The organism is Pseudomonas sp. GM41(2012), from assembly GCF_000282315.2.
Taxonomy (GTDB): Bacteria; Pseudomonadota; Gammaproteobacteria; order Pseudomonadales; family Pseudomonadaceae; genus Aquipseudomonas.
On record NZ_AKJN02000006.1, the window covers coordinates 716443 to 731201 of the forward strand.

At 58.8% G+C, this 14759-nt stretch carries 11 protein-coding genes; 2 read left to right on the forward strand and 9 right to left on the reverse strand.

Annotated elements, in window-relative coordinates; translation table 11 throughout:
• Positions 1 to 4: 4 nt before the first annotated feature.
• The 5 genes from PMI27_RS22415 to phbB form a co-directional block, all read right to left on the reverse strand.
• The gene (locus PMI27_RS22415) at positions 5 to 1336 is read right to left on the reverse strand and encodes an OprD family porin (RefSeq protein WP_008146863.1); all 1332 of its coding nucleotides are present in this window, start codon (positions 1334 to 1336) and stop codon (positions 5 to 7) included.
• 67 nt (positions 1337 to 1403) lie between these two features.
• A complete protein-coding gene (locus PMI27_RS22410; RefSeq protein ID WP_008146861.1) occupies positions 1404 to 2057 on the reverse strand; it encodes a hydrolase in 654 nt (217 codons plus the stop codon).
• A 144-nt stretch (positions 2058 to 2201) separates the two neighbouring features.
• Positions 2202 to 3905: a class I poly(R)-hydroxyalkanoic acid synthase gene (gene phaC / locus PMI27_RS22405; protein ID WP_008146859.1), complete on the reverse strand. Its 1704-nt coding sequence runs from the start codon at positions 3903 to 3905 to the stop codon at positions 2202 to 2204.
• Between the two features lie 98 nt (positions 3906 to 4003).
• Entirely contained in the window at positions 4004 to 5182 is a 1179-nt protein-coding gene (locus PMI27_RS22400) for an acetyl-CoA C-acetyltransferase (protein ID WP_008146857.1), read from the reverse strand.
• 57 nt (positions 5183 to 5239) lie between these two features.
• Positions 5240 to 5986, reverse strand: coding sequence for an acetoacetyl-CoA reductase (gene phbB, locus PMI27_RS22395; RefSeq protein ID WP_008146855.1), 747 nt, complete (start codon positions 5984 to 5986; stop codon positions 5240 to 5242).
• Positions 5987 to 6242: 256 nt separating this feature from the next.
• On the opposite strand from phbB, the gene PMI27_RS22390 reads away from it, so the two are divergent.
• Entirely contained in the window at positions 6243 to 7280 is a 1038-nt protein-coding gene (locus PMI27_RS22390; RefSeq protein ID WP_008146851.1) for an AraC family transcriptional regulator, read from the forward strand.
• Between the two features lie 142 nt (positions 7281 to 7422).
• On the opposite strand, the gene PMI27_RS22385 is transcribed toward PMI27_RS22390, so the two are convergent.
• Positions 7423 to 9924 carry a DUF3141 domain-containing protein gene (locus PMI27_RS22385; protein WP_008146849.1) on the reverse strand — a complete coding sequence of 834 codons (2502 nt, stop codon included), beginning with the start codon at positions 9922 to 9924 and terminating at the stop codon, positions 7423 to 7425.
• Positions 9925 to 10179: 255 nt separating this feature from the next.
• Between PMI27_RS22385 and phaP the strand changes: the two genes are divergently transcribed.
• Positions 10180 to 10749 (forward strand): TIGR01841 family phasin, encoded by a 570-nt coding sequence (gene phaP, locus PMI27_RS22380; RefSeq protein ID WP_008146847.1) that lies wholly within the window; start codon positions 10180 to 10182, stop codon positions 10747 to 10749.
• 35 nt (positions 10750 to 10784) lie between these two features.
• Here phaP and phaR read toward each other — a convergent pair whose 3' ends face one another.
• The 3 genes from phaR to PMI27_RS22365 form a co-directional block, all read right to left on the reverse strand.
• Positions 10785 to 11333, reverse strand: coding sequence for a polyhydroxyalkanoate synthesis repressor PhaR (gene phaR / locus PMI27_RS22375; protein WP_008146845.1), 549 nt, complete (start codon positions 11331 to 11333; stop codon positions 10785 to 10787).
• A gap of 203 nt (positions 11334 to 11536) precedes the next feature.
• The gene (locus PMI27_RS22370) at positions 11537 to 12805 is read right to left on the reverse strand and encodes an OprD family porin (RefSeq protein WP_024164540.1); all 1269 of its coding nucleotides are present in this window, start codon (positions 12803 to 12805) and stop codon (positions 11537 to 11539) included.
• Positions 12806 to 12934: 129 nt separating this feature from the next.
• Positions 12935 to 14707, reverse strand: a complete 1773-nt coding sequence (locus tag PMI27_RS22365) for an acyl-CoA dehydrogenase C-terminal domain-containing protein (protein WP_008146414.1) — start codon at positions 14705 to 14707, stop codon at positions 12935 to 12937.
• Positions 14708 to 14759: the final 52 nt, after the last annotated feature.

The following is a 14759-nucleotide window of genomic DNA, read 5'->3' on the forward strand; positions in this document are numbered from 1 at the left end:
CCCATCAGAGATGCCCGAAGCTCAGCGGGTACTGGATGACTACATAAACCCTGTCGATATCATCGCCCGCCTGGGCTGTGTTGGCTCGATGCGAAACATGGGACAGCTGCACGAACAGCCCTTTGGCCGAGCCGGACTGCACGATGTAACGCAGGTCTATGTCGCGTTCCCAATGCCGTCCGCCATCGCCTTGTTGAGGCACGTATTCATCGACTGAGTTATCGAAAAGGTTGTAGGCGCCGCCCTTGGGCGCATGGGTGCCGTCGATTTGGCTGCCCATGACGTAACGCGTCATGAAGTTCAGGCCGGGAATTCCGAAGGTGCTCAAATCGAGGTCGTAACGTGCTTGCCATGAGCGTTCATGGGCGCCGTTGAAGTCGGCGTATTTGATCGAGTTGGCCAGGTAGATCGAGTCTCCACCGACAAAATCGAACGGCGTGTCGCCATTGATTTTTTGATAGGCCAGGGTGAAGGCATGCGCATCGACGGTGTACTTGCCCGACAGGCTGAACGCGGTGTTGTCGATGGCACCAGCCAGCGCTTTGCCGGTGTCCTGCGTGTGGTAGAGATTGGCGTCGAGGAACACCCCGGGCTGCTTCAGGTGCAGATTGGCATAGTACTGATGCCAGGTGTCGCTGAGTTCTGAGGCATAGAGCGCGCCGCCGACTGGACGTTGGGTGAACAGGTTGATGCCGAGAAACGTAATGCCTCCGGCCTCGGTGTTGGCGCCGTAGCCGTAGAAGTTGCCCTTGCCCGAAGAACTGTCCTGGTTCTTGAACGCGGTGAAATGACCGGCAACCAGATTGACGCCTTCAATTTCGTGGCTGTTTAGCAGTAATCCTGTGGCGTACTCTGGTTGTAAACGCTTGTCCGCGGTGTCGAACACCGGGGTTTCCACCATCATTTCACCGAACGCCAAGGTCGTTTGGGAGGCTCTGATTTTCAGCGCGCCACCACCACTGGAATAGTTGTCTTCACTACGACCGTCATCATCCACGGGCAACAATCCCGTCCCGGAATGTCCTTTGCCGCCATCCAGCTTCAGCCCCACAAAGGCATGGGCGTTGAGACCAAACCCAAGCGTGCCAGGTGTGAAACCGGACTCAAAAGCGCTGATAAAGCCTTGAGCCCACTCTTTTTTGGAACGTTTGTCCCCAGGTGAGGGGGATTGGTCTTCACTGTTGAGGTAGAAGTTGCGGCTGAGCACATCAAGCGTCGCTCCGTCCATAAACCCTTGTGCAGATTCATCAGCGATGGCTGTCCCGGCGGTACCGGCGAAGAGCACCGATAACCAGAAGGGGAACCTGGCGCGAAGGTCTTGCTTACCAAACTTCATCGGTCAATCACCACGCAGCAGTGACTGCGGAATATCCGCAGTCACTCGCTTTTTATAGGAAAACCGCTTAATGGCCTTCCGAGGCACCGAACATGGTTTTGGCGTAGATCAGGCCAAGACCGTAGGAGCCTCCGTTCGCAATCGAGGTTTTCACCGTTTCGTCATAGGTTTCGGTACGTGCCCAGTCGCGCTGGAGTTCAAGCAGGTATTGCAGCGAGGTCATTGGGCGGGCGCCGATCTGGATCATGCGCTGCATCGCCATTTCATGGGCTTCGGTGCTGACGTCGCCACAGGCATCGGCAATCACGTAAACCTCGAAACCCTGGTCGATGGCCGACAGAGCCGGGCCCACGATGCACACAGAGGTCCACAGACCGGCGAGGACGATTTTCTGTTTGCCGAACGCGTTGACTTCGACGGCAATGCGCTCGTCTTCCCAGGTGTTCATGCTGGTACGGTCGATGACGTTGTGTTCCGGGAACACTGACTTGATTTCGTCGAAGATCGGCCCGGAAAAGCTCTTCTCGGCGACGGTGGTCAGGATGGTCGAGACCTTGAAGCCCCGCGCGGCCTTGGCCACAAGTGCAGCGTTGTTGCGCAGGGTGACGGCGTCAATTGACTTGGTCGCAAAGGACATTTGCGACTGGTGATCGATCATGATCAGGGTGTGGTCGGAAGGGGTCAGCAGGGTTTTGCCGGGAACAGCTTTTGCGAGGGCCATGGCGATGTCCTTACGGGTGAGTGAGGAGGCCATGGTCGCGTAGATTCAGGCGGGAATATTGAACCGATGTGCTGTGTTTGGTTTTTTTGCGAGGACGCTGAAGGACGACCCCGCGCGCTGTCGGTCAAGGCGCGGGGGTGTCTGTCACTGCATCACATAACGCCCCGGTGCAGACTCAATCGCCGGGTATTGCGCGTTACCGGTATGCAGCACCGAGGGCTGGCGTTCGCCAGACTGTTCAGCCAGCCAGACGAACCAGTCATTCCACCAGCTACCGGAATGTTGCTGGGCGTTCTTGAACCAGGTTTCCGGGTTTTTGGTGACCCGGTTGTTGGTCCAGTAGTGGCGTTTTTCCTTGGCCGGCGGGTTGATCACCCCGGCGATATGCCCTGATGCGCCCAGCACAAAACGCTTGGTCCCGGAGAGCAATTCGGTGCTGGCGTAAGCGCTTCTCCACGGCACGATGTGATCGTCATGGGTGGCGAGAATGTACGCCGGAGCATCGATGGCGCGCAGGTCCAGCTTGACCCCGCAACAGTCCAGCTCACCGGATTTCAGGTCGTTCTGCAGATAGGTGTGGCGCAAATACCAGCAGTACATCGGCCCCGGCAGGTTGGTGCTGTCGTTGTTCCAGAACAGCAGGTCAAGGGGGATCGGTTTCTGGCCCTTGAGGTATTTGTCGACGTTGTAGTTCCACCACAAGTCGTTGGGACGCAGCAGCGAGAAGGTATTGCCCATGTCCTCGCCCTTGAACAGGCCGATGGGGCCATCCAGGCCGCCGATGGTGCGCTCGCGGTAGGCCACCAGTTGTTCGTCGACGAAGATGTCGATGGGGCCGGTATCGAGGTAGTCGAGGAAGGTGGTCAACAGGCTCACGCTGCCGATCTCGCGGTCGCCGCGCGCCGCCAGGACCGCCAGCGCCGAGCTCAACAAGGTGCCGCCGATGCAGAAGCCGACGCAATTGGGCCGCTGATCGCCGCTGATCTCGCGGGTTACTTGCAGGCCTTTGATGATGCCGGTTTCGATCAGGTCATCCCACGTGGTGCCAGCGTGCTCCTGGTCGAAGTTGCGCCACGACATCAGAAACACCGGGTGCCCTTGTTTCAACAGATGGGCAACCATCGAGTTGTCCGGGCGCAAGTCGAGAATGTAGTACTTGTTGATTGACGGCGGCACGACAAACACCGGGCGCCGGTACTGGGTTTCGCTTTGCGGGTAATACTGAATCAGCTGGAAGAGTTCGTTCTCGAACACCACTTCGCCGGGGGTGTTGGCGAGATCGACACCGACTTTGAAGGCGCCGGCGTCGCACTGGCGCATCTTGCCTTCTTGCAGGTCGCTGGCCAGGTGCAACAGGCCGGTGAGGAGGCTGCTGCCCTGGGTGTCGACGACCCGTTGCAACGCATCGGGATTACTGGCCAGAAAGTTGCTGGGCGCGCCGGCGGCGATGGCTTGTTCCACCAAATAGAGCAGGCGCTGGCGCGGCTTTTTGTCCGGGATCGCTAACGTGTCCAGCAGCTTCAGCAGAAACCCTGCGTTGAGCAGGTAAAACGCTGCGAGGGAGCCGAACAGTGGCTGGCTCCAGTTGCCGCTGGCAAAACGTCGATCGTCGAAGCTGAATGGCTGACCGGTCAGCAGTTGCTGGCCGAGTTCGCCCCATTGCTGTTGGTAGTCCGATTGAAGGCTGTCCAGGGTGCCACGCGGCAGGTCAAACCACTCGTTGTAGTCCTGGCCGGTAAACCACGGATTGCTGCTGACCCAGAGACGTAGTTGTTGCACTGCAAAGGAGGCAATGAACGGAACCTGGCCTGACCAGAAGGTGTTGAAGGTATGCGCGTTATTGTCCATGGAACTCCTTGCCCACATCAGTAAACCGGGCAGAAAAAAACCGCGGCGCCGGACTTCGGCGCCGCGTTAGCAGTCAAGCAAGCAGTCCTGTGTTTCTTCTAGCGCTCGATGACCAGGCTGACACCCTGGCCGCCACCGATGCACAACGTAGCCAAGCCTTTTTTGCCGTCGCGACGAATCAGCTCGTGCAACAGCGACACCAGAATTCGCGCGCCCGATGCGCCGATCGGATGACCCAGGGCAATCGCGCCACCGTTGACGTTGACCTTGCTGGTGTCCCAACCCAGTTCCTTGCCCACGGCCAGTGATTGCGCGGCGAACGCTTCATTGGCTTCGATCAGGTCGAGGTCGTCCAGGCTCCAGCCGGCTTTGGTCAATGCCAAGCGGGTGGCCGGTACCGGGCCGATGCCCATGATCGAGGGGTCGACGCCAGCGCTGGCGTAAGCCTTGATGCGTGCCAGAACCGGCAAGCCGAGGGCCTGGGCCTTGGCGGCGCTGGCCAGCAGCAGTACGGCGGCACCGTCGTTGAGGGTCGACGAGTTACCGGCGGTGACGCTGCCGTCTTTCTGGAACGCGGGTTTGAGGTTGCCCAGCGCCTGCAGTGTGCTGCCCGGACGCGGCTGTTCATCAGTGTCGAAGACCAGCGGCTCACCCTTGCGCTGAGGGATCAGGATCGGGGTGATTTCACGCTTGAAGTAACCCGCTTCGATAGCAGCAGCGGCTTTCTGTTGCGAGGCCGCGGCGAAAGCGTCCTGGTCTTCGCGACTCAGTTCGTACTTCTGCGCCAGGTTCTCTGCGGTGATGCCCATGTGGTAGTCGTTGAAGGCGTCCCACAAACCGTCCTGAATCACGCTGTCTTGCAGTTGCGCATGGCCCAGACGCAAACCGGTGCGGGCCTTGGGCAGAACATACGGCGCCAGGCTCATGTTTTCCTGACCGCCGGCAATGATGAGTTCGGCGTCGCCGCAACGAATGGCCTGGACCGCCAGCTGGACCGCCTTGAGGCCCGAGCCGCAGACCTTGTTCAGGGTCAGGGCAGGGGTGGTATGGGGCAGGCCGGCCTTGATCGCCGTCTGGCGTGCCGGGTTTTGTCCCGAGCCTGCGGTGAGTACCTGGCCGAGGATCACTTCATCGATCTGCGAGCCGTCCAGACCGGTCTCTTCCAGCAAACGGCGAATGACCGCCGCGCCCAGCTCGGTGGCTGGAATTGCGGACAAGGCACCTTGAAAACTGCCAATGGCGGTACGAGTAGCGGCAACGATTACGACTTCGTTCATGCGTGACCTCATTAAGATGTTGTCGAGCGAAAGCAGGGCATCCATGCCCTGACAGGTCTACTGCATGTTCATGCCGCCGTTGACCGAGAAGTCGGCGCCGGTGCTATAGGCCGATTCATCGGAAGCCAGCCAGGCCACGATGGAGGCGATTTCTTCTGGTTGGCCGAGACGCCCGACCGGTGTGGCCGCGATCATGGTCTCGAGAATGTCCGGGCGAATGGCCGCCGTCATGCTGGTCTGGATGTAGCCTGGGGAAACGGTGTTGACGGTCACGCCCTTGCCGGACACTTCCCGGGCCAGCGCCATGGTGAAGCCATGGATGCCGGCCTTGGCCGCGCTGTAGTTGGTCTGGCCGAACTGGCCGCGCTGACCGTTGATCGAGGAGATGTTGATGACCCGTCCCCACTTCTTGGCCAGCATCCCTTCAATCACCTGTTTGGTGGTGTTGAACAGGCCGCTCAGGTTGGTGCCGATGACCGCGTTCCAGTCTTCGGGCGTCAGCTTGCGAAAGGACGCATCACGCGTGATCCCGGCGTTGTTGACCAGGACATCGATCGGGCCGAATTGCTCACGCGCCATCTCGAACGCGTTGCGTGTTGATTCCCAATCGGTGATGTCGCCATAGATGCATTCGAATTGATAACCCGCCTCCAGTTGGCTCGCCATCCATTCTTTCTTGCGGGAGGAATCGGAGCTGCAGCCCACGATGACCTTGAATCCTTCCTTGTACAGGCGTTGGCTTATCGCCGTGCCAATCCCACCCATACCACCCGTGACCAACGCAATACGACCAAGCGACTTCATATGCTCTCTTCCTTTTTGTATTTTGCGTTGCAAGATGGGGGATTGTTCGGCATTGACGGGGCGTGCGGAAGTGTTGAGAGGTGACGGTCTGGTGTCCAACGGTGCCATGCCCGTGTAATGCCCGGCTGGCTAAATATGAGAAGTACCTATACTGGGATCAATATTGGTAACGGTACGATCCGTTAGTATTTGATTTATCGCAGATCAGTCATGGCTCCGGACAGGATGTTCGGTTCCACAGGTCATTGAGGACGCCATGTATAGAATGAGTTCAGGCTATGCCAGCGTGCTGGTAAATACGCTCTTGGCTCAAGGACTGGATGTTGCCAGTCTGTGCCAGGAGGCTGAACTAGACATGAAGCTCGCGAACAAACCAGGAGCGTTTTGCGAGCGAAGGGCTATCTATCGACTATGGGATCTGGCCGCTCAGGCCTCGGGTGATCCAGACATTGGCTTGAAGGCCTATGGAAGTTTCCACCCCGGTAGCTTTCAGATCGTCGGCTACACCATGATGTCCAGCCTGAATCTGAAAAAAGCCCTTGAACGACTGGTCCGTTTCAGTCCGTTGATTGGCACCGGATTCAGCCTTTTCTTTACATCGGAAGAGCAGAATTACCGACTTTCCGGCCTCGATCATCAACAAAAAGGCTCGGTCAAACCTCGCCAATACACCGATGCAGCGCTGGCTTCATTGCTGGGCTTCTGCCGTAAGCTGGCGGGCGGCAACGCACCGCAACCCTTGAGCGTGGGATTCACCTATCCCGAACCTGAAGACATCACCGAGCATCGTCGGTTGTTTGGCTGCGACCTGCATTTCGACGCGCCTTACGACAGCATTTTGTTTGACAGTGAGGAATTGATGCGTCCGTTGAGCATGGCCAATGAAGCGTTGGCGGTGCTGCATGACAGTTTTGCCGAGGCTCAACTGGACCTGCTGTTTGGTTTTTGCATTGTCAGCAGAATTCGCGCGTTGATTACCGAGCGCTTGAGTCAGGGCCAGGGGCAATGCGACATGGAGTCGATCGCGGCGGCATTGAACATCAGCAAGCGGACGCTGCAACGCGCGCTGGAAAAGGAAGGGACGCAATTCAAGGACGTGCAGAACGCGGTGCGCCGGCAATTGGCCGATTTCTACCTGCGCCATTCTCACTTCAACATGAAGCATGTCGCGTATCTCCTTGGTTTTCATGATCACAGCAGTTTCAACAAAGCCTGTAGCCGCTGGTTTGGCATGACACCCGGTCAGTATCGGGCCGATGAATCGTTTGAAATCAAGGAAGCCGCGTCGGTCTGACGCGCTCCTGTGTGGCGAGGGGATTTATCCCCGTTCGGCTGCGAAGCAGTCGTAAAACCATTGTGTGCGGTCCGCGGTTTCCGATTTAGGGGCCGCTTCGCAGCCCAACGGGGATAAATCCCCTCGTCACACAGGTTGCTCATCAGGGTGCAGGAGGTTTCTTCGCGCCTTTCTTGCCCTTGGCAGGTTTGCGCACTGGACTCGCAACCTTGGCGATGGGGTCTGGGGTCACTGCGGGTATTTTCTGCTTGATTGGCTCGGGAATTTCCACCGGCGTGATCTGCTTGATTGGCTCCGGGGTTACCGCTGGGGTTTTCTGCTTGATCGGCTCAGGGGTTACCACCGGGACTTTCTCTTCGATGGCATCGGCTTCACCGGGTGGTTGGGTCAGGCTGAACCCTGGCAACGGCACGTCGAGCAGCGTGTGCAGTTCACGCCAGAAGAGGTTGTCTGCGCCGCTGGTCAGCAGTTCAGGCAGCAAATTGGCGACGGCCGCCAACACTTGCTGGCGTTCTTCGAGCTCGACAAGCATCAAGGGCAGGCTGTGCAGGCTTTCTTGCGGATGGGTGGCGACCAGCAGTTTTTGCAGGCGCAGGGTTTCGCGCAAATCAAGCGGCTCGGCACTGTAGTCCTGGAGCAACACTTGCAGTTGCAGTATCAATTTTTCGACACTTTCCTTGCCCGGCTCGTCACTGTCGCGGCCCAGCAGGAACAGGATCCGTATCAAGGCTTCCATCAGGCCGCCAAGGGGCAGGGCATCCTGCAAGCGCTCGATCAAAACCTTGTCGTGCTGTTCGGCATGTTCCTGCAGATTTCGTCCGGGTGCATTGCCGGTGAGGCTGTTGAGTACGCCATACACGCCGTAGAAACACATTTCCTGAGCTGCATCACGCAGGTCCCGATAGCCGTTCAAGGCGTCCTGCACCTGGTTGGAAAACAGTTCCTGCCAGACCAGCAACGGGTTGTTCTGGCTGGCGGGGTGACGATCCTTGCTCACTTGGGTGGCACTGCCTGCCAGCCACCAGAGCGCCGGGTTCAAACTGCTCCAGGCCACTTGCTGCTGATGGAAAGGATGTGCCCGGCGCAGCATTTCGGCGCTCGGTTCGTTGATCAGCAGGCGCAACCACGGGCGTATGCATTCATCGTAAACACTGTTGTTGATATCAGACGCGCGCTGGACCAGCGCAAATTCGCGATCGTCGTCACGGGGCGGCTGCACCTGGCCATGGATGTCGGCGATACGCCGGCGTTCGAAACGCACGGCATACGGCGTCGCCGAATTCTCCGGCAGGTCTTCGATCAGCATTTCATACAGCCCGGCTGACAGCGCATTGATCGCATCGACCGCTCCGAGCAATTCACGGTGTTCACGCCGCGCCACATCACCGGACACGAAGATGCCCAGGTGACCGATGCTCGCGTGTCGCAGGTAAACGATGGTGCGGCCGGCATTTTGCAACGCGAGATCGCTGGGATAGACGTCGGTGATCCAGTCCAGTGCCTGCTGCGGGGAGGTGATGTTGTCGCCATACGAGCAGAACACCACCACCGGCACTTCGATCAGCTTGAGGTCAAGCCCGCTGCTCTTGCGCCCGAGGCCACCGGACAGTCGATTGCCGATGAACAGGTCGTCGACAATCATCTCGATCTCTTCGCCATTGAGCAGGGTCGGGCTGCCCCACCAGCGTTCGAAGTCCAGAAAGCGTGCGGCCTCGCTGTCGACTTCGCTGAACAGGTGGTAGTACTTGCCCCAAAAGGTGTTGGCCGGGTCCAGGTTTTCGAAATTGCTGACCAGCCAGGTGCCGTCGAAACGGTCATTGCCCAGGTCACTGCCCAGGCGTGCCATCCAGCCACCACCGAGCAAACCGCCGGTGTAGCGCATCGGATTGCGGCCATTGACGCCGGCCCAGTACGACAACGGCGCACCGTTGACGATGATCAGCCCCGGCAGCTCCGGGCGGGTGGCCGCGAGGCCCATTAACGCCCAGCCCGCCTGGCAGTTACCAATGATGACTGGTTTGGCGCTGTCTGGATGCCGGGCGCTGACGACTTCGATGAACCGCGCTTGGGCGTCGGTGATATCAGCAAGGGTTTGCCCTTGGCGGGGCGCGTGACTGAAGGAGATGAAGTAGGTGGGGTGGCCGGCTCTCAGGCTTTCGCCGATGACCGAATCCTGTTTGAAACCGCCGATCCCCGAGCCGTGACCGCCGCGGGGGTCAATGATGATCACCGGCTGTTTTTTGCTGTCGATCCGTTGACCGGGGCCACCGAGGATTTGCAACAACGAATAGTTGACCGGGCGGGGCAGGTCTTCACCGGCGACCAGCGTTTCATGATTGAACTTGAGCAGCAGCGGATACCCGGCGCGTTCGTGGGCCAGGGTGTTGTCGCCGCGCTGACGCAAGGTGTCCCAGAACAACACGCTGCGTTGGCCGAGGTCCGTGAAGTATTCCTGCCAGTCAGCAGGCGTTGGCTGTCGGAGTTGCCCAAGGCTTAAAGGCGCGAAGGTTTTTGCCTGGCGCTTCTGCACGGCGTCGAGGACGTTGCGGGTATTGAGGCGTTGCAGATGATTCAGGTGTTCGAACAAGCCGGCGGGTTCGGAGAACTCTTCATCTTGCAGCGCAATATTTAATTCCTGACCCATCGTGATCTCCTGACGCTGTGCATGGGAGCCGGCCCATCAGACCCCTTTAATTAAAGAGGGCTAGCCTGACCGTTCGATGAGCAGGAGTTTACAGCCAATAAGGAGGGCTTTAGCAAAGTTTATTTTGCACCGCACAAAAATAGGCGTTGCCAAATGGTTTTGTGCGCTGCAATATCAAGGCTAACGCGATGACTGGCCGGATCGCTATCGCGTCCTCAGGCTCATCAGGGCCTTCCAGTACCAGGAGATTCAAGCATGTCTTTTTTCAATTCGGAAAAACTGCAAACCGCTCAGAAAGCCAACCTCGATCTTTTGCAGCAAATCAGCGGCAAAGTCTTCGCCAGCGTTGAACAGCTCAGCCAGTTGCAGTTCAAGGCACTGCGCGACTCCACCGAAGAGCACTTCGAAGGTGTTCGCAAGCTGCTGGCCGTTCGTGATCCACAAGGTTTCGCCGAGCTGCAGGCTTCTTTCACCCAGCCGAGCGCGCAGACCGAACGTCTGGCCGAGTTCAATCGTCAGGTTCAAGCGCTGATCGTGGGTACTCAGTCGGACATCGCCAAATTGACCTCGAGCCAGGTCGAAGCGGGCACCCAACAGGTGCAAGAGTTCGTTGAAACCATCAGCAAGAATGCACCGGCCGGCTCCGAGCCTGTTGTGGCAGCGTTCAAGTCGAGCCTGGCGAATGCCGGTACAGCATTTGAAAGCGCACAGAAAGCCGTGAAACAGGCTTCCGAAGCCGCTCAAAGCAATTTCGAAGCAGCCACCGCCGCAGCCGCCAAAGCTGCTCCAGAAGCAAGCGCCAAGGCTACCAGCGGTAACAAGTAAGTCACATTAGATCAGCAGCACCAATGGCGATGGGTTTATTCCCCATCGCCATTTTTTTTCGTTCCGCCATCGGCACCAGGCTTGCCGCCGAACATGCCAAACAGATTCTGGGTGTTCAGGTACAGCGCCTTCGACTGGTCGACATATTGGCGCATCAGATCCTGCATCACTGGGGCCTGTTGATGCATGAAATCGCTCCAGGCCTCGGACGACTGCGCGCCGGTCTGGGACTGGATGTCGATCACGGTCTGAATGCTCTTGTCCAGATAGCTACCGAGTACGCCTTGATAAGGGCCGTAGAACTGGATAATCCCCATCAGCATTTCGGTAGTGAAGATGGGCTCACCGCCGCTTTCAGCTTCCAGAATCACTTGCAGCAGGATGCTGCGCGTCAGGTCCTCGCCGCTCTTGGCATCGACCACCTGAAAGGCAACTTTGTCGACCACCAACTGGCGTATGTCCGCCAGCGTCAAATGACTGCTGGTGTGGGTGTCATACAGTCGGCGATTGGGGTACTTCTTGATCAGGCGGGGGCTGGTATCAGTCATGCGGGGCGTCTCGCGGCGGGCCTGGTTTGCAGGCATCTTAACCTACAATCATCATTGGTGTTTTTGAGGCCGCCTTCGCGAGCAGGCTCGCTCCCACATTAGACCGTGTCAATCTGAACATCCCGGTAACTGTGGGAGCGAGCCTGCTCGCGAAGAGGCCCGCCATTACTGCGAAAATCCAGAATTAAAAAGAGGACTGCGCCGTCAAGCGAGTCCCCCTTTGTGCAACCAGAACTGACTTACCAGATCGGCAAGGTGTAGCTGACGATCAAACGGTTTTCATCCAGGTCGCTGCCGAAATTGGTCGAGCGCACCGTCGCGTTACGCCATTTCACCCCGACATTCTTCAGCGGTCCGCTCTGCACGACATAACCAATGTCGGTATCCCGTTCCCATTCCTTGCCTTCCGGGCGGTTGCCGCCCAGATCGATGTTGTCGCCGGTGAGGTAGCGGGTCATGAACGTCAGGCCCGGAACGCCGATGGCCGCAAAGTTGTAGTCGTAGCGCGCCTGCCAGGACTTTTCGTCCTTGCTGGCGAAGTCGCCGATCTGCACGAAGTTCACCAGGAACGCATCGGTGCCGTTGACGTAGGCGTAGCCGGTGTCGCCGCTCATGCCTTGATAACCCAGGCCCAACGCATGCCCGCCGAGGTTGTAGGTGAACATCGCGCCGATGGCGTTGTTATCGACATTGCTGCCGCCATCATCCGTGGAACGGGCGTAGCGCAGATCCGTCTTCAGCGACTGGCCGGTGGTGACTGGCAACACGTAGGTCAGGTTGACCAGGTGCTGGCTGTAGAAGTTGTCGAGGTGACCGTAGCTGTAGCCGGTGGCGAGGTTGCTGGTCCATTTGTAGTTCAGGCTGGCGAAATCGAAGCTGTCGCTGTCGAGATGACGTGTGGTGATGCCCTTGGCGCCGGTGCGGGTGATGCCCATGTCCTCGTAATCCGAGGAGTCGCGCTGATTGACCTGCGTCAGTCGCCCGGCATCCACGGTCAGGCCTTCGAGTTCCAGCGAGGTCAACTGACCGCCCTTGAAGGTTTGTGGCAACAGCCGTGAATCGTTGGCCAGTAACGTGGGCAGTTTCGGCAGCAACGTGCCGAGTTTCAGCGTGCTTTTCGAGGCGCGCACTTTGGCGGTCAGGCCCAGTTCGCCGTACTCGTCCTGCGCACCTTTGCTCGTGTCGCGGTGGCGTTTGAGCAAGCCGGAGCCTGCGCGATCAGGGCTGGAATCGAGCTTGACGCCGAGCAGGCCGATGGCATCGAAACCGACACCGATCAAACCGTCGGTGAAGCCCGATTCATAGCGCAGCAGGAAACCCTGGGCCCATTCCTCTTGTTTGGATTGGGCGGCGTTGTCCTGGCGATAGTCGCGGTTGAAATAGAAGTTGCGCAGTTCCAGGCTGGCCTTGCTGTCTTTGACAAAGTCAGCAGCGGCGGGGGCCGAGAGGCTGATGACGCCGCCGGCCAGCAACAGTCGGGTAGCGAGGGTGCGGGTATTGCGGTCCATGGTGAAGCCCCTTTGTTTTTATTATGGAAAGACAGGTCCCGCGGCCCTCGCCAGGTGGGCGAGGGCTTATCAATAAAAAAACGCGAACGCCAAAAAGACAGGAGCACGGCGCCGCGTGCGGTTCAATCGTTAGAACTGTTCGGCGCTCAGGCCAAACAACGAGGCACTGCCCGCGCGAATGGATTGCTCCAGACTCAAAATGCGCGGCAGCAGGCGGTGGATATAGAAGTCGGCGGTGGCGATTTTCGCGCCATAAAACCCTTCGTCTTCGGGCAGCTTTTGCTTGGCAACCTGTGCCATGCGTGCCCAAAGCCAGGCGTAGGCGACATAACCGAACAGGTGCAAATACTCCACCGACGCGGCGCCGATTTCGTTGCGGTTGGTCGCGGCCTGATCCTGCAGCCAGTCGCTCAGGTCTTCCAGACGCTGCACGGCATCGAACAACTGAGCGGAGTAGGGCGCGTCAGGCTGATGGGCGAAATGACGGATCTCACCGGTGAACTGGCGCAGCGCGAAGCCCTTGTCGGCGAGCACTTTACGTCCGAGCAGGTCCAGCGCCTGAATGCCGTTGGTGCCTTCGTAGATCTGCGCGATGCGCACGTCACGCACCAATTGTTCCTGGCCCCATTCACGGATGTAGCCATGGCCACCAAACACTTGCTGGCCGTTGATACAGCTTTCCAGACCAGTGTCGGTAAAGAATGCCTTGGCCACCGGCGTCAGCAGCGCAACCAGGGTTTGCGCGTTGTCCCGCTCCTGGACGTCATCGGAAAACTTCGCCAGATCGAGTTGCTGGCCGACATAACTGGCGAACGCACGGCCGCCCTCGGTCATGGCTTTCATGCTCAGCAGCATGCGGCGCACGTCGGGGTGGACGATGATCGGGTCAGCCACTTTGTCCGGGGCAATGGCACCGGTCGGCGCGCGGCTCTGAACCCGTTCGCGTGCATAGGCGACGGCGCTCTGATAGGACGCTTCGGCGCAGCCAATGCCCTGAATGCCGATGGACAGGCGTTCGTAATTCATCATGGTGAACATCGCCGCCAAACCTTTGTTGGCTTCACCGACCAGCCAACCACTGGCGCCGTCGAAGTTCATCACGCAGGTGGCCGAGGCCTTGATGCCCATCTTGTGTTCGATGGAGCCGCAACTCACGGCGTTGGCATTGCCGAGGGAACCGTCGGCATTGACCAGCACTTTGGGCACGACGAACAGTGAGATGCCTTTCGGCCCCGCCGGTGCGTCCGGCAGTTTGGCCAGCACCAGATGGACAATGTTTTCGGTCAGGTCCTGATCGCCACCGGTGATGAAGATCTTGCTGCCAGTGATGCTGAAACTACCATCGGCCTGAGGTTCGGCGCGGGTGCGGATAATCCCCAGATCAGTGCCGGCGTGGGCTTCGGTCAGGCACATGGAACCGGCCCAGCGGCCTTCGTACATCGGCGGCAGGTAGAGGTTTTTCAGGGTGTCGCTGGCGTGGGCATCCAGCGCCAGGCAGGCACCGGAACTCAACGCCGAATACAGGGCGAAGCTGGAATTGGCGCCGTAGAGCATTTCTTCGAACTGCACGGCGAGCATTTTCGGCATGCCCATGCCACCGAAATCGGCGTTACCAGAAAGACCGACCCAGCCGCCTTCGATGTAGGTGGCATAAGCCTGTTTGAAACCGATCGGCGTGCTGACCTGGCCATCGACCCACTGGGCGCCTTCCTCGTCGCCGCTACGGTTCAATGGCGCAATCAGGTGCGAGGTGACTTTGGCCGCCTCCTCAAGAATGGCGTCAGCGGTGGCGGCGTCGACACTGTCGGCCAGGGCCGGCAAGCGTGCCCACAGGGCCGGGGCGTCGAACACTTCATGCAAGACAAAGCGCATGTCGCGCAGCGGGGCGTTGAATTCGGGCATAACGTGAACCTCAAAAGGTTGTGCGATGGGCACGGCGCCGCTTGGGCAGGCC

Excerpts from the sequence above, each read along its gene's own strand:
- PMI27_RS22415 (WP_008146863.1), bottom strand. The coding sequence starts at position 1,336 with ATGAAGTTTGGTAAGCAAGACCTTCGCGCCAGGTTCCCCTTCTGGTTA.
- PMI27_RS22410 (WP_008146861.1), bottom strand. The coding sequence starts at position 2,057 with ATGGCCCTCGCAAAAGCTGTTCCCGGCAAAACCCTGCTGACCCCTTCC.
- phaC (WP_008146859.1), bottom strand. The coding sequence starts at position 3,905 with ATGGACAATAACGCGCATACCTTCAACACCTTCTGGTCAGGCCAGGTT.
- PMI27_RS22400 (WP_008146857.1), bottom strand. The coding sequence starts at position 5,182 with ATGAACGAAGTCGTAATCGTTGCCGCTACTCGTACCGCCATTGGCAGT.
- phbB (WP_008146855.1), bottom strand. The coding sequence starts at position 5,986 with ATGAAGTCGCTTGGTCGTATTGCGTTGGTCACGGGTGGTATGGGTGGG.
- PMI27_RS22390 (WP_008146851.1), top strand. The coding sequence starts at position 6,243 with ATGTATAGAATGAGTTCAGGCTATGCCAGCGTGCTGGTAAATACGCTC.
- PMI27_RS22385 (WP_008146849.1), bottom strand. The coding sequence starts at position 9,924 with ATGGGTCAGGAATTAAATATTGCGCTGCAAGATGAAGAGTTCTCCGAA.
- phaP (WP_008146847.1), top strand. The coding sequence starts at position 10,180 with ATGTCTTTTTTCAATTCGGAAAAACTGCAAACCGCTCAGAAAGCCAAC.
- phaR (WP_008146845.1), bottom strand. The coding sequence starts at position 11,333 with ATGCCTGCAAACCAGGCCCGCCGCGAGACGCCCCGCATGACTGATACC.
- PMI27_RS22370 (WP_024164540.1), bottom strand. The coding sequence starts at position 12,805 with ATGGACCGCAATACCCGCACCCTCGCTACCCGACTGTTGCTGGCCGGC.
- PMI27_RS22365 (WP_008146414.1), bottom strand. The coding sequence starts at position 14,707 with ATGCCCGAATTCAACGCCCCGCTGCGCGACATGCGCTTTGTCTTGCAT.